Origin of the sequence: Bradyrhizobium sp. NBAIM14 (assembly GCF_020193895.1) — a bacterium.
GTDB lineage: Bacteria > Pseudomonadota > Alphaproteobacteria > Rhizobiales > Xanthobacteraceae > Bradyrhizobium > Bradyrhizobium yuanmingense.
This window is the reverse complement of sequence record NZ_JADYVQ010000005.1, coordinates 427,518-450,099: the sequence shown is the minus strand read 5'-3', so window position 1 is coordinate 450,099 and position 22,582 is coordinate 427,518. Positions and strand designations below refer to the sequence as shown.

The window sequence follows — 22,582 nt, the reverse complement described above, 5'->3', positions numbered from 1 at the left end:
CCGGTTTACAAACCGATGCTCGGCGCGAATGGAGTGACTGAGGGGCACCGGTTAGCGCGGTTTGACTAGGATGGCTTCTTCGGCCGCGACACCAGCTCGATCATCCTGCCTTCATCATCGTCCGGCATCACCGCTTTCGCCTGCGCGTACGCCTCGACCGCGGCGCGCGCGACCAGCGGCTTGCCCGCGAGCAGGCTCTCGGCGAGCTTCACGGCGTAGGCGGCATCCTTGTGCCGCAGCGCTGCGGTGAAGGTCGCGCCGCTGAAATCGCGGGCGAACATGCGCTTGGAGTGACGCGCTACCTGCGGGCTTGCCGCGACGCCTGCCTGGATCGATTCCAGCACCAGGTTCATGTCGAGCCCGGCCTGCTCGGCAATCGCAAGGCCCTCGGCGAGGCCGGCGATCTGGATCGCGCCCATGAGATTGTTGATCAGCTTGTAGACCGTGCCGGAGCCGACCGCGCCGAAATGGCGGATGGTCGAGCCGATCGGCGTCAGATAGGGCCGCGCGCGCTCGAGATCGGCCGCGTCGGCGCCAACCAAGAGCGTCAACTTCCCGGCCGCCGCCGCGTCCGGCAATCCCGTCACCGGGCAGTCAATATAGATCAGCCCGCGCGCGTTGAGCTCGCGGCCCATCTCACGGGAATGGTCATAGGAGACGGTGGAGCATTCGATCGCGATGGTGCCGGCCTTCGCCGTCTTGGCGGCGCCGTCAGGCCCGAGCCAGACCGCGCGCGAGGCCTCGTCGTCGGCGACCATGGTCACGACCGCGTCGGCATCGATCGCGGCATCCTCCGGCGAGGTCGCCCAAATCGCGCCGCGCGCGATCAGGTCCTCGGCCTTTGCCTTGCTGCGATTCCAGATCGTTACCGTGAAGCCGGCATCGAGATAGCGGCCGGCCATGCCATGGCCCATCCGCCCAAGCCCGATGAAGGCGATTCGGGACATGGCTAGTCCACGTCCTCGACGTCGCCGGCGGTGGTGCCGAAGGCGCGCTGCGCCAAGGTCGCGGCCATGAACTCGTCGAGCTCGCCATTGAGCACGCCCGATGTGTCGGAAGTCTGCACGCCCGTGCGCAAATCCTTCACCATCTGATAGGGCTGCAGCACGTAGGAGCGGATCTGGTGGCCCCAGCCGATATCGGTCTTGGCGGCCTGGTCGGCGGCGGCTTTCTCCTCGCGCTTCTTCAGCTCGATCTCGTACAGACGCGCGCGCAGCATGTCCCAGGCCTGCGCCCGGTTCTTGTGCTGGGAGCGGCCGGCCTGGCAGACCACGGCGACGCCGGTCGGGATATGCGTCAGGCGCACCGCGGATTCGGTCTTGTTGACGTGCTGGCCGCCGGCACCGCCCGATCGCATCGTGTCGACGCGGACGTCGGATTCCTTGATGTCGATCTTGATGCTGTCGTCGATGACGGGGAACACCTGCACGCTCGAGAACGAGGTGTGCCGCCGCGCGTTGGAATCGAATGGCGAGATGCGCACCAGCCGATGCACGCCGGCTTCAGTCTTCAGCCAGCCGTAGGCGTTGTGACCGGAGACCTGGATGGTCGCCGACTTGATGCCGGCCTCTTCGCCCTCGGACTCTTCGAGATACTCGACCTTGAAGCCGTGGGTTTCGGCCCAGCGCGTGTACATGCGCAGGAGCATCTGCGCCCAGTCCTGGCTCTCGGTGCCGCCGGCGCCGGCATGGACTTCGAGATAGGAATCGAAGCGGTCGGCTTCGCCCGAGAGCAGTGCCTCGAGCTCGCGCCGCGCCACTTCCTTCTTGAGGTTCTTCAGCGCAGCTTCGGCTTCGGCGACGACGCCGTCATCGCCCTCGGCCTCGCCGAGCTCGATCATGCCGATGTCGTCTTCGAGCTCCTGCTCGACCTTGCCGATGCCTGAGAGCGCATCCTCAAGCGAGGTGCGCTCCTGCATCAGCTTCTGGGCTTTCTGAGGGTCGTTCCAGAGATTGGGATCTTCTGCGAGCTTGTTCAGCTCAGCGAGGCGCGCCGTCGATTTCTCGACGTCAAAGATGCCTCCTCAGCAGCCCGACTGACTGCTTGATCTCTTCTACCAACCGTTCGATTTCGGCGCGCATGTTGTTCTCTGTCTTGCGGAATCCCGCGTGCAGTTCGAGAGGGGATGTAGCGGCGGCGGCCGCAAAGCGCAACCGCCCAAACCATGATCGCCGGCCTTATCCGCGGCCTACCACAACCCGCCAGTGCCCGGCCGGAAGAGGAAGCCGGAATCCGGCTGCTGCTGCTGCACCGGCATGCCGCGCCCGTCGGCGTCGGCAACGCCGATGACCGAATAATTGTCCGGCGGCGCCGTGCCGGGCTTGAAGGCTTCGAGGATGGTTCCGCCGGTCTCGCCGGGGCCGGCGCGCATGCCGGTCTTGGCGACGACGCGAACGAGCTTGATGCCGGCGGGCACCTTGAACGGGACCGCGGGCTTGTCGGCGAGCGCGAGCTTGAGGAAGTCACGCACGATCGGAGCAGCGAGATGACCGCCGGTCGCGGCATTGCCCTTACCGAGCGGACGAGGCTTGTCGTAGCCCATGTAAACTGCGACTGCGATGTCCGGCGAGAAGCCGACGAACCAGGCGTCCTTGGCCTCGTTGGTGGTGCCGGTCTTGCCGGCGACGGGCTTGCCGACCTCCTTGATCACCGTGGCCGTACCGGACTGCACCACACCCTCCATCAGCTCGGTGATCTGATAGGCGGTCATGGAATCCAGCACCTGCTCGCGGCGGTCGATCAGCTGCGGCTCGGGCTGGTTCTTCCAGCCGCCCGGCGCGTCGCAGCCTCGGCATTCGCGCTGGTCGTGCTTGAAGATGGTGCGGCCGTAACGGTCCTGGATGCGGTCGATCAGCGTCGGCTTCACGCGGCGGCCGCCATTGGCGAGCATCGAGTACGCCGTGACCATGCGCATCGCCGTGGTCTCGCCGGCGCCGAGCGCGTAGGAGAGATAGTTCGGCAGTTCGTCATAGACGCCGAAGCGGCGGGAATATTCGCCGATCAGGGGCATGCCGATGTCCTGCGCGAGGCGCACCGTCACGGTGTTGAGCGATTGCCGCAGCGCATTGCGCAGCGTCACCGGTCCCTGGAACTTGCCCGAGGAGAAGTTTTCAGGCCGCCACACGCCGGCGCCCTGCCCCTGGTCGATCTCGATGGGCGCGTCGAGCACGACGGTCGAGGGCGTGTAGCCGTTGTCGAGCGCGGCCGAATAGACGATCGGCTTGAACGACGAACCGGGCTGCCGGTAGGCCTGCGTGGCGCGATTGAACTGGCTCTGGTCGAACGAGAAACCGCCGACCATCGCGAGCACGCGGCCGGTCCAGGGATCCATCGCCACCATCGCGCCGGAGACTTCCGGAATCTGGCGAAGCCGGTACTGGCCCTCGACGGGGTGGCCGTCCTTGTAGAGGGGATCGGCATAGATGACGTCGCCGGGCTGGAGCACCTGCGACACCGCTGTCGGCGTCTTGCCTCTCGTGCCGCCCTGCAGCGCCCGCGCCCAGCGCACGCCGTCGACCGTCACGATGCCGGTCTCGCGCTGCTTGCTCACCGCGCCGCCGAGCTCGCGGCCAGGCTGAAAGCCGATCCGTGCCGACTGATCGCTGGTCTCCAGCACTACCGCCATGCGCCAAGGCGAGATGTCGGACAGCGACTTGATCTCGGCGAGCTTCACGCCCCAGTCGCCCGAGATGTCGAGCTTGCTGATGGCGCCGCGATAACCCTGCTGCTCGTCATAATTCACGAGGCCGGCGACCATGGCCTTGCGCGCCATGACCTGAATCTTCGGATCGAGCGTGGTGCGAACCGACAGGCCACCCTCGTAGAGCTTCTTCTCGCCGTAGCGCTCGAAAATGTCGCGGCGGACTTCCTCGGCGAAATATTCGCCGGCAAAGGTGTGGGCGCCGTTGGAACGGCTGGTGACGGCGAGCGGCTCCTTGCGCGACTTGTCCGCGTCGGCCTGCTTGATCCAGCCGTTTTCCACGAGACGGTCGATCACGTAATTGCGGCGCTCGATGGCGCGGTCGCGGTTGCGGACCGGATGCAGCGTCGCCGGCATCTTCGGCAGCGCCGCCAGATAGGACGCTTCCGCCACCGTCAGCTCGTTCACCGACTTGTCGAAATAGACCAGCGAGGCCGCCGCGATGCCGTAGGCGCCGAGGCCGAGATAGATCTCGTTGAGATACAGTTCGAGGATTTTGTCCTTCGAATAGGTCTTCTCGATGCGCATCGCCAGCAAGGCTTCCTTGATCTTGCGTGAGAAGGAGACCTCGTTGGTGAGCAGGAAGTTCTTGGCGACCTGCTGCGTAATCGTGGACGCACCCTGCGGACGGCGGTTGGAGCCGTAGTTCTGCAGATAGAGCAGGCCTGCGCGAGCCATGCCGGTGTAGTCGATGCCGCCATGCTCGTAGAAATTCTTGTCCTCGGCCGCGAGGAAGGCGTTGATCACGAGCTTCGGCACCGCCTGGATCGGCAGATACAGCCGCCGCTCCTTGGCGTATTCGCCGACCAGCGAACCGTCGACCGCGTGCACACGCGTCATCACCGGCGGCTCGTAATCCTGAAGCTGAGAGTAGTCCGGCAAGTCCTTGGAGAAATGCCAGATCAGGCCTGCCACGGCCCCGACGCCAACAAGGAACACCACTGTTCCCGCGGCGAACAGGAAGCCCATGAACCGCACCAGCAAGCGCATTATCTGTTTATCCGTTCAAACTCTGGATCAGCCCAGTATCAGCCCTTTGGCACACAAAACGGTACCAACCTCACGCCGCGAATTCACCGGCTTACGCAATCACATCGAGGCCGGACTTAAGACGCTTGCCGAACAGGTTCTCGCCGATTCCGGAACCCTCTACCGGTTTCTATAAAGCGTCCGCTGTGGCCAAACTAGGGCCTTCGGGCCGGGAGGAACAAACCGGCTCAGTTCGACGTCCCCGCCGTGGCCATCCGCTTGGTCAAAAATCCGTCGATCGCCTGGGCCATCGAGCCCACGGCGCGGGAGCGCCAGCCCTCGGAGACCAGCTGCTCGAGATCGCCCTTGTTGGAGACGTAGCCGATCTCGACCAGCACCGATGGCACGTCGGGCGCCTTCAGAACCCGGAAGCCGGCGGATTTCAGGGGATGCTTGTGCATCCGCACCGTCTGCTTCATTTCGCTCATCAAATGGCGGGCGAAACGGTTTGAAAAGGTGCGGGTTTCCCGCTGCGTGAGGTCGATCAGGATGTCGGCGACGTCGGTCGGCTCCTCCGCGAGGTTGAAGCCGGCGATCGCATCGGCGCGGTTCTCCGCATCCGCCAGCCGCTGGGCCTCGGCGTCGGACGCCTTGTCGGAGAGCGTATAGATGGTCGCGCCCTGCGCATCCCCTTCCGCCCGCGGCAGCGCATCGGCGTGGATCGAGACGAACAAGGCCGCCTTGAGATTGCGGGCGATCTTGGTGCGGTCATTGAGCGGAACGAAGGAGTCGTCGTCCCGCGTCATGACCACGCGGTACTTGCCGGCTTTTTCCAGCTTGTCGCGGAGCGCCAGGCCAAAGGCCAGCACCAGGTTTTTCTCGCTCTCGCCGCTCGACTGCGTCCCGTTGTCGATGCCGCCGTGGCCGGGATCGATCACCACCACCGGTCGAGTATCGGCCTTCTGCTGCGCGCCATCCGGGGCCGCGGCACTGGGAACCGTGGCAGGCGGCGCTTCAGCGATCGCGGGCCGCAGCTCGGGACGGTTTTCGGGGGCACGTGACGACACGAAGGCGGTGCGCTCGACCTCCTCTAGCTCGAGCACGAGCCGGGCGGGTTGGCCGTTGGCCGCCTCCAGCACGTAGGATTTGGCGATCTTCGCCGGTCCGGTCAGGTCGAACACGATTCGCGAGCCGCCGGGCATGACGAGCCCGTAGCGGAAGGCCTTGACCAGCCCCCGCCCCCCGCTTCCGGTCCCGGCGGGCAGCTGAAAATTGACCTGCGGCACGTCCACCACCACGCGGTAGGGGTCGCCCAGCGTGACGGCGCGGAAGGTGACGGTCTGGTCGAGGTCGAGGATGAAGCGGGTCTGCTTGCCGTCGCCGGCCAGGCGGGCGGCCGAGGCGACCGGAAAATTCGCCGCAACGGCAGCAGGTTGCAGCCGGCTCTCGGCGGCGATCAGGCGCGCGGAATCGGCACAGGGCAATGCCGCAGTGCACAGCAACACGCCCCCCAGCAAAATCCGTCGATTTGTGCGGCTCGCCACCGATTCCGTGCCTCCGAGCAGCTCTCTTAGCGCAATAGAACCACAGGGTTAATCGATCCTTAATGACGGAAACGCGAAACTCGGCGACTGTGACCGCCGTGCGACGCTCCCTTGCACGGATGGCTCATTCCTCGTATGTACGGAATGCTGACGGCCGATATTTCCGGTTGTGTCGCATTCAGCCTCCCGGTGCAGCGCCGGAACTCTCAAGGTTTGAGAATTCCAGCGTTTTCCACTTCCCTCTATGACCAGCGCGGTGCGCGGCAGCGAGGTGGAGCGGGTCAAGCCCCGGCGGCGGACGGTCTCGGGCTACCACTCATGTTGCCGGGACGGTTCTGACAGCGGCGTAACCATTACCCGGTCCCTTGATCCCAAGGGGGCGGTTCGTGATCCCCAAGGCGAGCGCGCTCGCGCCGTGCCTGGCCAGCAGCAACTGATTGAAGGGCGGCCTCGCCGCCCAGTGTTTCATACGGGCCGACGCTTGATGCGCCAGACTGTGCCGACGAAATCTGAAGGAGCATTCGCGACGCTGCGGAGTGACAATCCCGTGCGTCGCAATGGTCCTGAAGCTTCCGGTTCGGCAAGGCGCGAGAGACGGCGTTTCGGCCTTCCCCTCACCCCCGAATCAGGTGGACCGTCGCGTCACCCGCCGGCGCGATACGCGCCCACGGCTTATCGCGTCCGCCGCCGCCAAGAGTTAAGACATGCCCAACAAGATGTTGATCGATGCCACCCACCCGGAGGAGACCCGGGTCGTCGTGGTCCGCGGCAATCGTGTCGAAGAGTTTGATTTCGAGACCGCGCAACGCAAGCAGCTGCGCGGGAATATCTACCTCGCCAAGGTCACAAGGGTCGAACCCTCGCTCCAGGCTGCTTTCGTCGAATATGGCGGCAATCGCCACGGCTTTCTCGCCTTCAGCGAAATCCATCCCGACTATTACCAGATCCCGGTCGCCGACCGGCAGGCGCTGATCGAGGCCGAGGAACAGGCCCATCGCGAGGCCGAGGAAGAAAGCGAGAACCGCTCGCACGGCCGTCGCCGCTCGCGGCACCGCAACGCCCGCCGCCGCGGTCATGGCGAGCGCGTGCGCAGCGACATCGTCGAAGGTCTCGAAGCCGGCGCCGATCCCGCCGCTCAGCCGGTCGAAGGCGCCGCGCTGCCCGAGCATGCCGAGGGCGAGCATCCGCACGCCGATACGGAGCATCATGGCGAGCACGAAGGCCACGATCCCGATCATGGTGACCATGATCATGACGAACATCGTCATGCCCGCGATGACGAGCACGATCACGCTCACGATGATGCCCACGGCCGCGAGGACGAACGCGATCATCACGATCATGATCACGCCGACGAGACGCCCGCGCCTGTCGCGGCGGTCGGCGCCGAGCCCGCGGTCGAAACCGCTGCCGAGCCGCAGCCGGCGTCAACCTTCGACGTTCCCGCTCCAGAAGCTCATGCCGCGGAAGCGCAGGCGGAGCCTCTGGCCGAAGCCGTGACATCGGCCGCCGAGCCGGCCGAGGCCATCTACACCGCCGGCGAAAGCACGGAAGCCCCGCATGCGGACGCCGGGGAAGCAGCCGAGGAGGACGACGAGGACGAGGACGGCGAGGATGCCGAAGAGGAAGTCGTCGAATCCGTCGGCGGCGACGACGTGCTCGAGGAAGTGCCGGAGCGCACCTTCCGCCCGCGCCGCCAGTACAAGATCCAGGAAGTCATCAAGCGCCGCCAGGTGATGCTGGTTCAGGTCGTCAAGGAAGAGCGCGGCAACAAGGGCGCGGCGCTGACGACCTACCTCTCGCTCGCCGGCCGCTACGCCGTCCTGATGCCGAACACCGCACGCGGCGGCGGCATTAGCCGCAAGATCACCAGCGCGCAGGACCGCTCGCGCCTGAAGGAAGTGGTGCAGGACCTCGACGTGCCCGAGGGCATGGGCATCATCCTGCGTACCGCGGGCGCCGCCCGGACCAAGCCCGAGATCAAGCGCGACTTCGAATATCTGATCCGGATGTGGGAGACGGTGCGCGACCTCACGCTGAAATCGCAGGCCCCGACCCTCGTCTACGAGGAAGGCTCGCTGATCAAGCGCTCGCTGCGCGACCTCTACAACAAGGAGATCGACGAGATCCTGGTCGCCGGCGAAGCCGGCCACCGCGAGGCCCGCGACTTCATGAAGATGCTGATGCCCGCCAATGTTGGCGCGGTGAAGCAATATCGCGACGGCCAGCCGCTGTTCTCGCGCATGGGCGTCGAGAGCCAGCTCGATGCGATGTTCTCGCCGACCGTGCAGCTGCGCTCCGGCGGCTACATCGTCATCAACCAGACCGAGGCGCTGGTCTCGATCGACGTCAACTCGGGACGATCGACGCGCGAGCACCATATCGAGGACACCGCGCTCAAGACCAACATGGAAGCGGCTGAAGAGGTCGCCCGCCAGCTCCGCCTACGCGACCTCGCCGGCCTGATCGTCATCGATTTCATCGACATGGACGAGAAGCGCAACAACCGCGCGGTCGAGCGCAAGCTGTCCGATTGCCTCAGGCAGGATCGCGCGCGCATCCAGGTCGGCCGCATCTCGCATTTCGGCCTGCTCGAGATGTCGCGCCAGCGCATCCGCGCCAGCGTGCTGGAATCCTCGACCGATCCGTGCCCGCATTGCGGCGGCACCGGCCACGTCCGCTCGGTGTCCTCGGTGGCGCTGCAGCTCCTGCGCGGCCTCGAAGAGATCCTGATGAAGGGCGCCACCCACAATCTCGTGGTCCGCACCCGCACCGACGTCGCGCTCTATGTGCTGAACCACAAGCGCGGCCATCTGCGCGATCTCGAGAACGGCTTCAAGGTCACGCTGTCGGTGATCGCCGATCCCGGCGTCAGCGGTCCGCAGGCCTATGTGATCGACCGCGGCGAGCAGGTGCATACGCTCGAAGCCGCCAAGGCGCTGCTCGTTGCGCAAGCCGCTGCGAGCCCGCCGCCACCGGCCGAAGAGGCCTATGACGACGAGGACGTCTTCGACCTGGAGACGGAATCCGAGGTCGAAACCGACGAGACCGAAGGCCTTGCCGACGAGCAGGCTGGCGGCGAGGCAGCCTCGGAGCAGGACGGCCAGCGCCGCAAGCGCCGGCGCCGCCGGCGCGGCCGCGGCGGCCAGCGCGAAGGAGAGTTGCGCGAGGATACGGCGCCGACCGTGCCTGAGCCCGCGATGATCGCCGGCGAAAGCGAGGAGGAGACCGAGTCCGAGCAGGACGGTGAGGAGGGCGAGGAACAGGCCGCCCGTGGCGAACAGCAGGGCAGCGGTGATCGCCGGCGTCGGCGTGGCCGCCGCGGCGGTCGCCGCCGTCGCGGTGGCGGCGAGGAAGGTCTTGCCGGCTCCATCAGCGACGAGCTCGGCACCAACCCGCCGCCGGAAGCTGCCGATGCAGTGGCCGATTTCGACGGCCTCGGCAGCCAGGCTTCGCCTTCGATCGCGCAGGCCGAGCCGACCGGCGAGCCGCAAGTTGCGGAGCCTGAGCCGCACGCCGAGATCCGAACCGAGGCGCCGGCCCAGCCGGAGCCCGCTCCCGCCGCGACGACCGCAACGCCGGACGAAGAGTCAGCCGGCGACAGGGCCGCGCGGCGCCGCTCCACCGTGCGCGAAAAGGTGAGCTTCCTGGCGAACAGCCAGGCGGAGCCCGCAACGCCGGCGGCGGAGGCGACCGAGCCGGTTGCTGCACCCGCGCCGGCACCTGAGCCCGCGCCGGAGGCGGCAAGCGAAACCCCGGCCGCCCCACGTCGTGCCGGCTGGTGGTCACGCCGTTTCGGCGGCGGCGAGTAAAGGGACAAATGGAATTGAAACCGCCCGGCCCAACCGGGCGGTTTTGATTTGATGAGGTCAGTTGCGATGCAAAGCGCGATCATTCTCGGCGGCGGCATGGTGGGCGTCGGCGCCGCGCTGCATCTGCAGCGGCGCGGCTGGTGGGTGACGCTGATCGATCGCAGGGAGCCGGGCCGCGAGACCAGCTACGGCAACGCGGGGATGATCCAGGCCGAAGCGGTACGCCCCTATCCGATGCCGCGCGACCTCGCTTCGCTTTTGAAGATCGCGACCGGCCGCACCAACGACGTGCGCTACAGCCTCTCCTCGCTGCATCTCCACATCGAGCCCCTGCTCCGCTATTGGTGGCATTCGGCGCCGAGGCGGCATCGCGAGGCGATCGAGGCCTGGGCACGGCTGATCGCCTACGCAACGGCCGAGCACGACATCCTGATCCGCGAGGCGCATGCCGACAATCTCATCCGCCGCGCCGGCTACCGAGCGCTGTTTCGCGATGCCGCTTCGTTGGATCTCTCGGTCAAGGCTGCCGAGGAAGATCAGCGCGAATTTGGCGTGAACTACCGCGTGCTGTCGGGCAGCGAGCTTGCCAGGGCCGAGCCGATCCTGCGCGACGATCTCCCGGGAGCGATCCACTGGCTCGACACCTGGACCGTGTCCGACCCCGGCGCGCTGGTCACGGCCTATGCCGACTTGTTCGCGCGCCTCGGCGGCAGGATCGTGCTCGGTGATGCGCAGTCGCTGCGACAGACCGCGACCGGCTGGTCGGTGGACACCGACCAGGGCCGCATCGACGCTGCCCACGCCGTCGTGACGCTCGGGCCGTGGTCGCCTGATTTATTGTACAAATTCGGCTATCGCATCCCGCTGGTGCGCAAGCGCGGCTACCACATGCATTACAGCGGCGGCGCTTCGCTCGACCTGCCGCTGGTCGACAAGGCCCGTGGCTACGCCATGGGGCCGATGGCCAAGGGCATCCGCATCACCACCGGCGCGGAATTGACGGGCGCGGACGCGCTCGCAACCCCGGTGCAGCTCGCCAGCGCCGAAGCCTCGGCGCGCGAGCTGATCGACCTCGGCAAACGGGTCGAGCCGGATCCGTGGTTCGGCACGAGGCCCTGCACGCCCGATATGCTCCCGGTGCTCGGCCCAGCCCCGCGCCACCCCGGCCTGTGGATGAATTTCGGCCACGGCCACCAGGGTTTTACGCTGGGACCTGCGACCGGGCGCCTGCTCGCGGAAATGATGAGCGGCGAAACGCCCGCGGTCGATCCCACGCCGTACCGGCCCGAGCGATTTTAGCGAGCGCGTCCTATCCGCGACGCTCGACAATCCGGCGCGCCCCCGGCATCAGGGTCGCGCCGAGCGCATTCTTGACCAGCGAGGCCGCGATGAACGGCACGATGCCGACCTGCCAGGCCTTGGTGGCGCCGAGACCAAGGCCGAATGCCAGCCAGCCGAATCCGGCCGCGAGAATGACGATGTGGCCAACAGCCATCGCCGCAAACAGCAGCACGACGCTGCGATCCCAGCCGCGCTCGGCGAGCCAACCGGTCGCGAACGCAGCCAGCACGAAACCGAACAGATAGCCCGCGGTCGGGCCGACCAGCGGCGCGATCCCGCCCACGGGGCCCGCGAACACCGGCAGCCCGATCGCGCCCTCGGCGAGGTAAGCGATCATGGTCGCGCTGCCGAGGCGCCAGCCATAGGCGGCGCCGATCATCAGCACCACCAACGTCTGCAACGTCATGGGCACGTAAGGCAGCGGCAGATTCACCTTGGCCGACAGCGCCATCAACGCCGTGCCGAGCGCGACCAGCACGACGGCACGCAGCGCGCCGACGGATTCGCCTGGCCGGGTCGGCCACATCAAAGCGGCGAGAGAGGAATGTGGCGCAGCGGCGGACGGGACGGAACGGTCTGACAAGCTGAACTCCGGAAGGCTGAAGAAAACTGGCGCAGTTATTTAAGCCACTCAGCAATCCGGTCAACTGCCTCACGCATCTCCCCTGGCGAGCGCGCATAGGAGAAACGAATGAACGAGCGGCCATGGATGGGATCGAAATCAAGGCCGGGCGTTGCCGCCACGCGCGCCTGCTCCAGCATCTGCTTTGCGAATTCGAAACTGTCGGCGGTGAAGTCCGAGACGTCTGCATAGAGATAGAAGGCGCCGTCGGCCGGCAGGAATTTCGTCAGTCCCGCCTTGGGCAAACCATCGATCAGGACGCGCCGGTTTTCCTGGTAGCCGTGCTTGATCTCCTCCATCTCGGCCGCGCCGTCGAAGGCGGCCTCCGCCGCGATCTGCGACAGCGCCGGCACCGAGATCGAGAGGTTCTGCTGCAGCCGCTCGATCGGCCGCACAAGGATCTCGGGCACCACCATCCAGCCGACGCGCCAACCGGTCATACAAAAATACTTCGAGAACGAATTGATCACGAGCGCGTGCTCGGACAGCGCGGCCGCAGTCACGGCCGGAAACGCGTAATCGAGCCCGTGATAGATCTCATCGGAGATGAAGCGGATGCCGGCGTCTTCCGCGGCCGCGATCAGGCCGGCGAGCGCTTCACGGGACATCATCGTGCCCGTCGGATTGGCGGGGCTGCCGACCAGAACACCCTTCAGCGGCGCCTTGCGATGCGCTGCGAGCAGGGCCTCGCCGGTGAGCGCGTGACGCGTTTCGTTCGTGGTCTCGATCAGCACCGGCTCGCAGCCGAGCGCGGTCAGGATGTGTCGATACGGCGGATAGCCCGGCACCGTCACGGCGACGCGATCGCCAGGTTCGAACATCGACAGGAACGCCAAGATGAAGCCGCCCGATGAGCCCGTCGTCACCACGATCCGCTCGGGGCTGACATCGCAGCCATAGGTGTCGCGATAATGGCGCGCGATGCGCGCGCGCAAGGAAGGGATGCCGAGCGCGGACGTATAGTCGATTCGTCCGGCCTCGAGCGCCGCATGGGCGGCCGCGATCGCGGTCCTGGGCGCGCCGGCCGCGGGCTGGCCGACCTCCATGTGGATCACATGACCGCCGGCGGCCTCGATTCGGGCCGCCGCGGCCATGACGTCCATCACCATGAACGGGGGAACATCGCTGCGGCGGGAGGGCTCGAGCCACTGCCCCAACCGGTTCCTCAATGTCGCGTCGTGCATCGATTTCTGCTATTGGCTGGCGAACCGGTCCGTCCGGTCCGTAAACGGGGCGCTTGTGCCCCAGACTGGCCGCATTGTACGGCTCATAAGGGCACCGCTCACAAGGGCATATCGCGTATCCGGTCCGCCGCCAATCGCCAAAACCAATCACTGAACTGCTTGACCAAGACCACTTGACCGAGCCCCTTTTGACCAAGACCGCTTGATGTCGCTCCAGATCGCATTGCGCAAGAAGGCCTCCGCCCTCACCGCCCTCGTCACGGCCACGGCGATCGCGCTGACGCCGTTCACGGCCGCGCGCGCGCAGGCCAAGGGGCCGCCGGTCCTGCGCGACACCGAGACCGAGCAGCTGCTGCGCGAATACACGCGTCCGATCCTGCGCGTTGCGGGTCTGGAGAAGCACAACATCCAGATGGTGATCATCAACGACGGCTCGTTCAACGCCTTCGTCGCGGATGGCCGCCGCATCTTCGTCAATTGGGGCGCGATCCTGCAATCGGAGACGCCGAACCAGATCATCGGCGTGCTCGCGCACGAGACCGGACACCTGGCGGGCGGCCATCTGTCCAAGCTGCGCGAGCAGCTCGCCGCCGCCCAGACCCAGATGATCATCGCGATGCTGCTCGGCGCCGGCGCGATTGCGGCCGGCAGCACGCAGCGCAGCAGCGTAGGCAACAACGGGCTCGCCAATGCTGGCGCGGCCGCCATCGCCGCTCCGCAGGAGGTGATCCGCCGCACGCTGCTGTCCTACCAGCGCCAGCAGGAGGAGAATGCCGACCGCGCCGGCGTGAAATTCCTGGCTGCGACCCAGCAATCGCCCAAGGGCATGTACGAGACGTTCAAGCGCTTCACCAGCGAGAGCCTGTTCGCCGCGCGCGGCGCCGATCCCTATCTGCAGTCGCATCCGATGCCGGCCGAGCGCGTCGCCGCACTACAGGAGTTCGCAAGCTCCAGCCCCTACTGGAACAAGAAGGACGATCCCGCGCTCCAGCTTCGGCATGACATGGTCCGCGCCAAAATCTCCGCCTTCATGGAGCGGCCGGAGACGGTGTACCGCCGCTATCCCCAGACCAACGACAGCCTGCCGGCGCGCTATGCCCGCGCCATCAGCACCTATCTGCACGGTGATCTGCGCAGCGCGCTCGCTCAGATCGACGCGCTGATCCAGGTGCAGCCGAACAACCCGTATTTCTACGAGGTGCGCGGCCAGGCGCTCCTGGAAAGCGGCAAGGCGGCCGAAGCGATCGCTCCCTTGCGTAAGGCCGTCGCCCTCTCGAACAACGCCCCCCTCATCGAGATGTTACTTGGGCAGGCTCTGGTCGGAACCGATAATAAGGCCTACACCGACGATGCCGTTCGGATTCTCCGCGCCGCGGTGGCCCGGGAGCCCGAGGCGGCGCTCGGTTATACCCAGCTCGCGATGGCCTATGGCCGGAAGGGAGATTATGCGGAGGCAGATCTCGCCTCGGCCCAGGCCGCATATTTGCGCGGCGACAACAAAACCGCCCGCGAGCTTGCCACGCGCGCGAAAACACGTTTCGCCGTCGGCACCCCCGGATGGGTCAAGGCCGACGACATCGTGGCGGCGAAGCCGCCGCGCAACTGACGCAAACTCGAACGACGCCCGACCACGACGTCACGACACCGGGCTTGAATCCGCCGGGACGTTTCTCGAAACCTGCTTTGGATAAGAGGATTTGACTATGCCTTCGCTGCGCCTGTTCGCTCCTGCCTTGTTCGCGCTCGCCATGTTCGGCGCAGCCGTGCCCGCCTCGGCCGACAGTTTCTCCGACAGCCAGCGCACCGAGATCGAGAAGATCATCAAGAACTATCTCGTCAGCCATCCCGAGGTGCTCGAGGAGGCCATGGCCGAGCTCAGCAAGCGCCAGGCCGCGGCCGAAACGCAGAAGCACCAAGCCAGCATCGCGCAGAACGCCGAGGCGATCTTCAACTCGCCACGCCAGGTCGTGCTCGGCAACAGGGACGGCGACGTCACCTTCGTCGAGTTCTTCGACTACAATTGCGGCTATTGCAAGCGCGCGATGGACGACATGCTGACCATCATGAAGGGCGATCCGAAGCTGAAGGTGGTGCTGAAGGAATTTCCGGTGCTGAGCCAGGGCTCGGTGGAAGCGGCGCAGGTCGGGGTCGCCGTGCGCATGCAGGATCCCTCCGGCAAGAAATATCTCGACTTCCATCAGAAACTGCTCAGCGGCCGCGGCGCCGCCGACAAGGCCCGCGCGATGCAAGCCGCCAAGGAAGCCGGTCTCGACACGGCTCGCATCGAGAAGGACATCGCCAGCCCCGAGGTGCGCGCCACCCTCGAGGAGAATTTCAAGCTTGCCGAAGCGATGGGCATGAACGGTACGCCGAGCTACGTGATCGGCAAGCAGATCGTGATCGGTGCCGTCGGTGTTGAAAGCCTGAAGGAGAAGATCGGCATTGCCCGTTGCGGCAAGGCGACCTGCTGATCACAGTTTTACGATAGCGAGAACACAAAAAGGCCGGCAGACATGCCGGCCTTTTTTCTTGCGCTGAACGTTGGCGCCTTCGTGCAAAGTCATTCATCTGGCGTTCAACAAACAAAAGCCGCGGAACAGTCGAAGTTCCGGAACAACTCAAATCCCCTTTCGTTGTCGGCGCGGGCAATGACGCGAATGAACACGTGAGGAGAATTTCGATGTTGAACCGCTTTATGATTTCGGTTGCCGCAGTCGCGCTCGTCGCGGGCACTGGCCTCGCGAACGCGCAAGGCAACATGGGCCGCGATAGCGGCGGCGGCGCCGGTGGCGCGCAGATGCAGCATTCGCAGCCTTCCGGCGGCGCGGCTGAGCGCGGTGGCTCGATGAGCCAGGACAAGGGGACCGTTGGCCAGGCCGGCGGCTCCGGGACGATGAAGTCCGAAGACAAGTCCGGCGCGATGAAGGACGAGCGCTCCTCGGGCGGCGCGATGAACAAGAACGCGGCCGAGGACAAGTCTGGTACCACCAAGGGCCAGCGCACCGATGATCGCGCGCAGGGCCAGATGGACAAGTCCCAGCAGGACAAGTCCAAGAGCATGAGCCAGGACACCAGCAAGTCCGGTGCTAAGGACCAGAAGGACATGAAGGCTGAGGGCAGCAAGAGCGGCACCTCGACCACCGAGACCCGACAGGGCACCGGCACGAGCACCAACCAGAATGCTCAGGGCCAGACCGGCACCAGCACCAACCAGAACGTGCAGGGTCAGACTGGCACCAGCTCGACCCAGAACGCGCAGGGCCAGAGCTCGACCACGGTCGGCCAGGCCGGCGCCGCTGCCAAGCTTTCGACTGAGCAGCGCACGCAGATCACGTCCGTGATCCGCGAGCAGCGCGTCGCCCCGGTGACCAACGTGAACTTCTCGATCTCGGTCGGCACCCGCATCCCGCGGGAGGGCATCACCCTTCACGCCCTGCCGTCGCGGGTCGTGTCGATCTATCCGGAATGGCGGAGCTACAAGTACGTCCTGGTCCGGGAAGAGATCGTCATCATCGATCCGGACACCTACGAGATCGTGGCCGTCCTGAACGTCTAAGGCGGACACGGGCAATCTCAGGGGCGGGCAGCGATGCCCGCCCCTTTGCATGCGCCCGGCAGCCATGCTTCGGACTGGTTAACAAGCAATTTCCGTGGTTTCCGCACAGGTTTTTGCGCACTGGATGAGGCGGTTGAACCCAACCTCAAGGCCCTTCAAGGCTTCCCCTCACGCGCTTTGTTACCTATAACCCCCGCCACGCCGAAACACCTCTTCCGGGATTGGAATGGCCGAACCTGCAACCGACACGATCCTCGTCCTGAACGGGCCGAACCTCAACATGCTGGGGACCCGCGAGCCCGACAAGTATGGCCATGCGACGCTGGCCGACGTTGAGGCGCTGTGCCGGGACACGGCCGCGACGTTCGCCCTGAAGGCGGACTGCCGGCAATCCAACCGCGAAGGCGAGTTGATCGATTTCATCCACGAGGCGCATGCGCGCAAGATGAAGGGCATCATCATCAATGCCGGCGGCTATTCCCACACCTCCATCGCACTGCACGATGCGCTGCTCGCGGTGCAGATTCCGACGGTCGAGGTGCACGTGACCAACATCCACGCCCGTGAGAGTTTTCGTCACCATTCCTACACCGCGCGCGCGGCTTTCGCCTCGCTCTGCGGTTTCGGCATCGAGGGCTACCGCCTCGCCATCCAGGGCCTTGCCGCCAAGCTCGGCATCAAGCCCAACGCCTGACGCTCCCTTCCAACAGAACATTCGGATCAAACAACATGGCGCGCCAGCCAGACGACAAAGCAGCCGCAAAGTTTTCCAGCGAGGATTCCGCGCTCGTCCGCGAGCTGGCACTTCTGCTCGATGAGACCAGCCTCACCGAGATCGAGATCGAGCGAGCGGGTCTGCGACTGCGCGTTGCCCGCAACATCAGCGTTGCCGCGACCATGCCGATGCAGGTGACGGCTCCTCCGGCCGCCCTGCCGGTGGCAGCAAGCCCCGCGGCCCCTGCCGCGGCCGATCTGTCGAAGCATCCCGGCGCCGTGACCTCGCCGATGGTCGGCACCGCCTATTGGGCGCCGGAGCCGGGCGCAAAGCCGTTCATCGACGTCGGCACCAAGGTCTCAGTCGGCCAGACCCTGCTGATCATCGAAGCCATGAAGACGATGAACCAGATCCCCTCGCCGCGCGCCGGCACGGTGACGCAGATCCTGGTCGAGGACGGCCAGCCGGTCGAGTACGGCGAGCCGCTGGTGATCATTGAGTGACGCGAATGGGGAATAGCGAATAGCGAATGGCGTCAGCCTTCCCTACTCGCCATTCGCCACTCGCCATTCGCTGCAGGACAACATGTTCGACAAGATCCTCATAGCCAACCGCGGCGAGATCGCCCTTCGCATCCTCAGGGCCTGCAAGGAGCTCGGGATCGCCACCGTCGCCGTGCACTCCACCGCCGACGCCGATGCCATGCATGTGCGGCTGTCGGACGAGAGCGTCTGCATCGGGCCGCCGGCGTCCAAGGACAGCTATCTCAACGTGCCCGCCCTGCTCGCGGCCTGCGAGATCACGGGCGCCGACGCGGTGCATCCCGGTTACGGCTTCCTCTCCGAGAACGCGCGCTTTGCGGAAATCCTCGCCGAGCACAATCTGCACTTCATCGGTCCGAAGGCCGAGCACATCCGCCTGATGGGCGACAAGATCGAGGCCAAGAAGACCGCCAAGCGCCTCGGCATCCCCGTGGTGCCCGGCTCGGACGGCGCCGTCGGTCCCGACGACGATGCGATGGCGATCGCCAGGAAGATCGGCTTCCCCGTGCTGGTGAAGGCGGCGGCGGGCGGCGGCGGCCGCGGCATGAAGGTCGCGCACAGCGAGGCCGACCTGCAACTGGCGCTGTCGACGGCGGCCAACGAGGCCAAATCCGCCTTTGGCGACGCCTCGGTCTATCTGGAAAAATACCTGCAGAAGCCGCGCCACATCGAGATCCAGATCCTCGGCGATGGCCGCGGCGGCGCGATCCATCTCGGCGAGCGCGACTGCTCGCTGCAGCGGCGCCACCAGAAGGTCTGGGAGGAAGGCCCCTCGCCCGTGCTCGCCGCCGCCGCGCGCGCCAAGATCGGCGAGACCTGCGCGAAAGCGATGCGCGAGATGAAATATCTCGGCGTCGGCACCATCGAATTCCTGTTCGAGGACGGCGAGTTCTACTTCATCGAGATGAATACCCGCATCCAGGTGGAGCATCCCGTCACCGAGAGCATCACCGACATCGACCTCGTGCTGGAACAGATCCGCATCGCCGCCGGCGGCGACCTGCCGGCCAGGCAGGACGAGGTCCAGGTCATCGGCCATGCGATCGAGTGCCGCATCAACGCCGAGAATCCGCAGACCTTCCGCCCCTCCCCCGGCCGGATCCTGCAATATCATCCGCCCGGCGGCCTCGGGGTGCGGATCGATTCCGCCGTCTACCAGGGCTACACGATCCCGCCCTATTACGACTCCCTCGTTGGCAAGTTGATCGTGCATGGCAAGACCCGCGCCGAATGCCTGATGCGGCTGCGCCGCGCCTTGGACGAGATGGTGGTCGAGGGCATCGAGACCACGCTGCCGTTGTTCCGCGCGCTGGTGCGCGAAGCCGACATCATCAACGGCGACTACCACATCCACTGGCTGGAGCAGTACCTGGCCGGCAAGGTGGAACCAGCGCCACGATAATCACGCCCTCTCATGGAACCCCTTGCCTCCAATCGCGTTCTGGAGGGTTGGGGCCAGTTCTAAGGGGGTGTTTTGGACTCCATTGCCTGTAAACAGGTGAACCGTCGTGACGGCTGACGGCCAGCGACGGCGCGCATTCTGGCAGATCCTGCTGTTCGCGGCGGGCCTTTTGGTGCTGACCGTGATCAGCGCCGGTTCCGTCTACCTCGTCAACAAGGCGCGGGAGGACAGCAAATGGGTGGTTCACACCATCGAGGTGGAGAACCAGATCAATGCCCTGCTGCTGGAGATCCGACGTGCAGAGAGCGGCGCTCGTGGCTACCTGTTGACCGGGGAAGACAACTTCAGGACTGACCATGAAAAGGCCGTGGCCGCCATCATCCCGGCCCTCGACAAGCTCACCCGCCAGAGCGTCGACAATCCGGGGCAACGCGAGAATGTCGAGAAGCTGAGCGCGGCGATCGAAACCCGGCTCAACCAGTTCGCGCAGGAAATGACCTTCATTCGGCAAGGCCAGCCGGACAAGGCCACGGCACTGGTGCGTGAGCTAGCAGCCCAGGACGCCACGGCGAGGATCGCCAGCGTCGCCAACACGATGATGCGGGAGGAGGAGCGGCTGTTCCGCCTCCGCACGGCCAACTCCGACCGCAGCCAGACCCTGGCCGCCTCGATGACCGGTATCGGATCCGGCCTGGTTGTGGTGCTGGCGCTGATCTCGATCTGGCTGGTGCGGCGTTCGACACGCGAACGCGATGCGGCCGAAGCGCGCCTGCGCGAGGCCTACGCCAACCTCGAGACCGTCGTCGACGAGCGCACGGCGGATCTGCGCGAAGCCAACGACGAGATCCAGCGCTTTGCCTATATTGTCAGCCACGATCTGCGCTCGCCGCTCGTTAACATCATGGGCTTCACGAGCGAGCTCGATGAGCTCGGCGGCGACATCTTCCGCCGCATCGGCAGCCTCTCGCACGCCCCCGCGGAAGGAGCGCCGCTCGCGCCCGCCGCGCCGGGCGAGATCGCGCTCGAGGGCGGCGACAAGCAGCTCCAGGAGGATTTCTCCGAAGCGCTCGGCTTCATCAAATCGTCGATCGCCAAGATGGACCGGCTGATCTCGGCCATCCTCAACCTCACCCGCGAGGGCCGGCGCGAATTCCAGCCGGTGAAGGTCGACACGCGCGAGCTGATCGAGGCCATCGTGACGACGCTGGCGCACCAGGCCGCCGAGGCGCAGGCCGAGATTCACGTCGAGCCCCTGCCGGACCTCGTGAGCGACCGTCTCGCCCTCGAGCAAATTTTCTCCAACCTGATCGACAATGCCATCAAATATCTCAAGCCCGGCGTGCCCGGCGAGATCAGAATCCGCGGGCGGACCAAGCTCGGCTACGCTATCTTCGAGGTCAGCGACAACGGCCGCGGCATCGATCCCAAGGACCACCAGCGGATATTCGACCTGTTCCGCCGCGCGGGAACCCAGGACAAGCCCGGCCAGGGCATTGGTCTTGCCCATGTGCGTGCACTTGTGCGTCGCCTCGGCGGCACCATGTCGGTATCATCGGAACTCAACACGGGCAGCACCTTCACGATCACGCTGCCGATCGCCTGGAACGTGAGCAACCGGAACAGAGATCGATGACCCAGCCTGTCACCATCATCATGGTCGAGGACGACGAGGGCCATGCCCGTCTGATCGAGCGCAATATCCGCCGCTCGGGCGTCAACAACGAGATCGTCTCCTTCACCACCGGGACCGACGCCATGCGGCACCTGTTCGGCGCCGACGGCTCCGGGCTGGTGCAGAAGGGCAACGCGCTCCTGATCCTGCTCGACCTCAACCTCCCCGACATGACCGGGATCGACATCCTGAAGCAGATCAAGGAGAACAAGTACCTGAAGGCCTCGCCCGTGGTGGTGCTGACCACCACCGACGATTCCCAGGAGATCAAGCGCTGCTACGAGCTCGGCTGCAACGTCTACATCACCAAGCCCGTCAACTACGAGAATTTCGCCAACGCCATCCGGCAGCTCGGTCTGTTCTTCTCGGTCATCCAGGTCCCGCCCGCCGCCACATGAACCAGCGCACGCCGACACTGCTCTACATCGACGACGACGGGGCGCTGGCGCGCCTGGTCGATCGCGGCCTGACGCGGCGCGGCTTCCGGGTCGTCCATGCCGCGAGCGGCGAGGAAGGTCTCGAGCACATCCGCCGCGCCGCCGCCCAGAACAGCACCGTAGGCGGCATCGACGTCGTCGCGCTCGACCAGTACATGCCAGGCCTCGACGGGCTCGAGACGCTCGAGCAGATCATGGCGATCCCGGACGCGCCGCCCGTCGTGTTCGTGACCGCCTCGCAGGATTCCAGCATCGCGGTGACGGCGCTCAAGGCGGGAGCGGCCGACTATCTGGTCAAGGACGTCCAGGGCGACTTCATCCCGCTCCTCCACGTCGCCGCCGAAGGCGCGCTACGCCAGGCCGAGCTGCAACGGGCTCGCGAGGAAGCCGAGGCCGAGATCCACGCCTCGCGCGACCGCTACGCGGCGCTCGCCGCCGAACGCGAGCTCCTGCTGCGCGAGGTCAATCACCGCGTCGGCAACTCGCTCCAGATCATCGCCTCGCTGCTGCATCTGCAGGCAAGCTCCGCCGCGCAGGACGAGGTCAAGGCGGCGCTGACCAACGCGATGGGCCGCGTCGCCGCGGTGGCGCAGGTGCACCGCCGCCTCTACACCTCGCAGGACCTCAAGAGCGTGGTCCTCAATCAGTATCTGGACTCGCTGCTCGAGGATCTCAGGCGGTCGGCCGAAGGCAACCGCATGTCGCGCCTGACGCTGAAGGCTGAGCCGATCGAGATCGATCCGGACCGTGCGGTCGCCGTCGGCATCATCGTCAACGAGCTGGTGATGAACGCGGTGAAATACGCCTATCCCGACGGCGCCGGCCCGATCCATGTCGAGCTGATCTCGCAAGGCGACGACCTCCTGCTCTCGATCACCGACGACGGCGTCGGCGACAACGCCAAGGCCGATCCGCGCTCCACTGGCATGGGCCAGCGCATCGTCGCGGCCATGGCCACCAAGCTCGACGCCACGGTCGAGCGCGATCCCGCGCATTCCGGAACCCGGGTCGTGCTGAAGTTCGGCCGCATGCCCGCAAGCGTCGGCAAGACCAGCACCGCTGCCGCGAGCTGAGCGGTCCGGCCGC

17 protein-coding genes are annotated in these 22,582 nt (G+C 65.9%); 11 read left to right on the top strand and 6 right to left on the bottom strand.

Annotated features, from left to right (window positions below; all coding sequences use genetic code 11):
* Window positions 1-65: 65 nt before the first annotated feature.
* The 4 genes from I6F28_RS16545 to I6F28_RS16530 all read right to left on the bottom strand — a co-directional run bounded on the left by I6F28_RS16545 (window position 66) and on the right by I6F28_RS16530 (window position 6,213).
* Window positions 66-947 (bottom strand): NAD(P)-dependent oxidoreductase, encoded by an 882-nt coding sequence (locus I6F28_RS16545; protein WP_036022899.1) that lies wholly within the window; start codon window positions 945-947, stop codon window positions 66-68.
* A 2-nt stretch (window positions 948-949) separates the two neighbouring features.
* A protein-coding gene (gene prfB, locus I6F28_RS16540; protein ID WP_100213427.1) for a peptide chain release factor 2 occupies window positions 950-2,081 on the bottom strand; the annotation gives its coding sequence in 2 pieces (ribosomal slippage) (window positions 950-2,011 and window positions 2,013-2,081; 1,131 coding nt in all).
* A 107-nt stretch (window positions 2,082-2,188) separates the two neighbouring features.
* Window positions 2,189-4,690 carry a penicillin-binding protein 1A gene (locus I6F28_RS16535; RefSeq protein WP_036022896.1) on the bottom strand — a complete coding sequence of 834 codons (2,502 nt, stop codon included), beginning with the start codon at window positions 4,688-4,690 and terminating at the stop codon, window positions 2,189-2,191.
* Window positions 4,691-4,917: 227 nt separating this feature from the next.
* Window positions 4,918-6,213, bottom strand: a complete 1,296-nt coding sequence (locus I6F28_RS16530) for an N-acetylmuramoyl-L-alanine amidase (RefSeq protein WP_036022894.1) — start codon at window positions 6,211-6,213, stop codon at window positions 4,918-4,920.
* A 704-nt stretch (window positions 6,214-6,917) separates the two neighbouring features.
* On the opposite strand from I6F28_RS16530, the gene I6F28_RS16525 reads away from it, so the two are divergent.
* Together I6F28_RS16525 and I6F28_RS16520 are read left to right on the top strand one after the other, a co-directional pair.
* A complete protein-coding gene (locus I6F28_RS16525) occupies window positions 6,918-10,025 on the top strand; it encodes an Rne/Rng family ribonuclease (RefSeq protein WP_036000036.1) in 3,108 nt (1,035 codons plus the stop codon).
* 66 nt (window positions 10,026-10,091) lie between these two features.
* Window positions 10,092-11,324, top strand: coding sequence for an NAD(P)/FAD-dependent oxidoreductase (locus tag I6F28_RS16520; RefSeq protein WP_225140342.1), 1,233 nt, complete (start codon window positions 10,092-10,094; stop codon window positions 11,322-11,324).
* Window positions 11,325-11,334: 10 nt separating this feature from the next.
* Here I6F28_RS16520 and I6F28_RS16515 read toward each other — a convergent pair whose 3' ends face one another.
* Window positions 11,335-11,892, bottom strand: a complete 558-nt coding sequence (locus I6F28_RS16515) for a biotin transporter BioY (RefSeq protein ID WP_225140365.1) — start codon at window positions 11,890-11,892, stop codon at window positions 11,335-11,337.
* Window positions 11,893-11,984: 92 nt separating this feature from the next.
* Window positions 11,985-13,172: a pyridoxal phosphate-dependent aminotransferase gene (locus I6F28_RS16510; protein ID WP_225140341.1), complete on the bottom strand. Its 1,188-nt coding sequence runs from the start codon at window positions 13,170-13,172 to the stop codon at window positions 11,985-11,987.
* 205 nt (window positions 13,173-13,377) lie between these two features.
* Here I6F28_RS16510 and I6F28_RS16505 point away from each other — a divergent pair, with 205 nt between their 5' ends.
* The 9 genes from I6F28_RS16505 to I6F28_RS16465 all read left to right on the top strand — a co-directional run bounded on the left by I6F28_RS16505 (window position 13,378) and on the right by I6F28_RS16465 (window position 22,569).
* Complete coding sequence (locus I6F28_RS16505; protein ID WP_225140340.1) at window positions 13,378-14,778, top strand: M48 family metalloprotease; 1,401 nt, start codon at window positions 13,378-13,380, stop codon at window positions 14,776-14,778.
* A 97-nt stretch (window positions 14,779-14,875) separates the two neighbouring features.
* On the top strand, window positions 14,876-15,643 hold the full coding sequence (locus I6F28_RS16500) for a DsbA family protein (RefSeq protein WP_036000050.1): 768 nt from the start codon (window positions 14,876-14,878) through the stop codon (window positions 15,641-15,643).
* Window positions 15,644-15,852: 209 nt separating this feature from the next.
* The gene (locus I6F28_RS16495) at window positions 15,853-16,728 is read left to right on the top strand and encodes a DUF1236 domain-containing protein (RefSeq protein WP_109143915.1); all 876 of its coding nucleotides are present in this window, start codon (window positions 15,853-15,855) and stop codon (window positions 16,726-16,728) included.
* Between the two features lie 226 nt (window positions 16,729-16,954).
* Window positions 16,955-17,422 (top strand): type II 3-dehydroquinate dehydratase, encoded by a 468-nt coding sequence (gene aroQ, locus I6F28_RS16490; RefSeq protein WP_036033642.1) that lies wholly within the window; start codon window positions 16,955-16,957, stop codon window positions 17,420-17,422.
* Window positions 17,423-17,457: 35 nt separating this feature from the next.
* A complete protein-coding gene (gene accB / locus I6F28_RS16485; protein WP_036022883.1) occupies window positions 17,458-17,946 on the top strand; it encodes an acetyl-CoA carboxylase biotin carboxyl carrier protein in 489 nt (162 codons plus the stop codon).
* A gap of 82 nt (window positions 17,947-18,028) precedes the next feature.
* Complete coding sequence (gene accC / locus I6F28_RS16480; protein WP_057029059.1) at window positions 18,029-19,387, top strand: acetyl-CoA carboxylase biotin carboxylase subunit; 1,359 nt, start codon at window positions 18,029-18,031, stop codon at window positions 19,385-19,387.
* Window positions 19,388-19,493: 106 nt separating this feature from the next.
* Window positions 19,494-21,020, top strand: a complete 1,527-nt coding sequence (locus tag I6F28_RS16475) for a sensor histidine kinase (protein WP_225140339.1) — start codon at window positions 19,494-19,496, stop codon at window positions 21,018-21,020.
* Window positions 21,017-21,457: a response regulator gene (locus I6F28_RS16470; RefSeq protein WP_036000093.1), complete on the top strand. Its 441-nt coding sequence runs from the start codon at window positions 21,017-21,019 to the stop codon at window positions 21,455-21,457. The genes I6F28_RS16475 and I6F28_RS16470 overlap by 4 nt, the downstream gene beginning before the upstream one ends.
* Entirely contained in the window at window positions 21,454-22,569 is a 1,116-nt protein-coding gene (locus I6F28_RS16465) for a sensor histidine kinase (RefSeq protein ID WP_225140338.1), read from the top strand. Before I6F28_RS16470 ends, I6F28_RS16465 begins: the two co-directional genes overlap by 4 nt.
* The last annotated feature ends 13 nt before the right edge of the window (window positions 22,570-22,582 follow it).

Coding starts and splice junctions, on each gene's coding strand:
- I6F28_RS16545 (WP_036022899.1), bottom strand. CDS start 947: ATGTCCCGAATCGCCTTCATCGGGCTTGGGCGGATGGGCCATGGCATG.
- accC (WP_057029059.1), top strand. CDS start 18,029: ATGTTCGACAAGATCCTCATAGCCAACCGCGGCGAGATCGCCCTTCGC.
- I6F28_RS16505 (WP_225140340.1), top strand. CDS start 13,378: ATGTCGCTCCAGATCGCATTGCGCAAGAAGGCCTCCGCCCTCACCGCC.
- I6F28_RS16465 (WP_225140338.1), top strand. CDS start 21,454: ATGAACCAGCGCACGCCGACACTGCTCTACATCGACGACGACGGGGCG.
- I6F28_RS16515 (WP_225140365.1), bottom strand. CDS start 11,892: ATGTGGCCGACCCGGCCAGGCGAATCCGTCGGCGCGCTGCGTGCCGTC.
- aroQ (WP_036033642.1), top strand. CDS start 16,955: ATGGCCGAACCTGCAACCGACACGATCCTCGTCCTGAACGGGCCGAAC.
- I6F28_RS16510 (WP_225140341.1), bottom strand. CDS start 13,172: ATGCACGACGCGACATTGAGGAACCGGTTGGGGCAGTGGCTCGAGCCC.
- I6F28_RS16470 (WP_036000093.1), top strand. CDS start 21,017: ATGACCCAGCCTGTCACCATCATCATGGTCGAGGACGACGAGGGCCAT.
- I6F28_RS16520 (WP_225140342.1), top strand. CDS start 10,092: ATGCAAAGCGCGATCATTCTCGGCGGCGGCATGGTGGGCGTCGGCGCC.
- accB (WP_036022883.1), top strand. CDS start 17,458: ATGGCGCGCCAGCCAGACGACAAAGCAGCCGCAAAGTTTTCCAGCGAG.
- I6F28_RS16535 (WP_036022896.1), bottom strand. CDS start 4,690: ATGCGCTTGCTGGTGCGGTTCATGGGCTTCCTGTTCGCCGCGGGAACA.
- I6F28_RS16525 (WP_036000036.1), top strand. CDS start 6,918: ATGCCCAACAAGATGTTGATCGATGCCACCCACCCGGAGGAGACCCGG.
- I6F28_RS16495 (WP_109143915.1), top strand. CDS start 15,853: ATGTTGAACCGCTTTATGATTTCGGTTGCCGCAGTCGCGCTCGTCGCG.
- I6F28_RS16500 (WP_036000050.1), top strand. CDS start 14,876: ATGCCTTCGCTGCGCCTGTTCGCTCCTGCCTTGTTCGCGCTCGCCATG.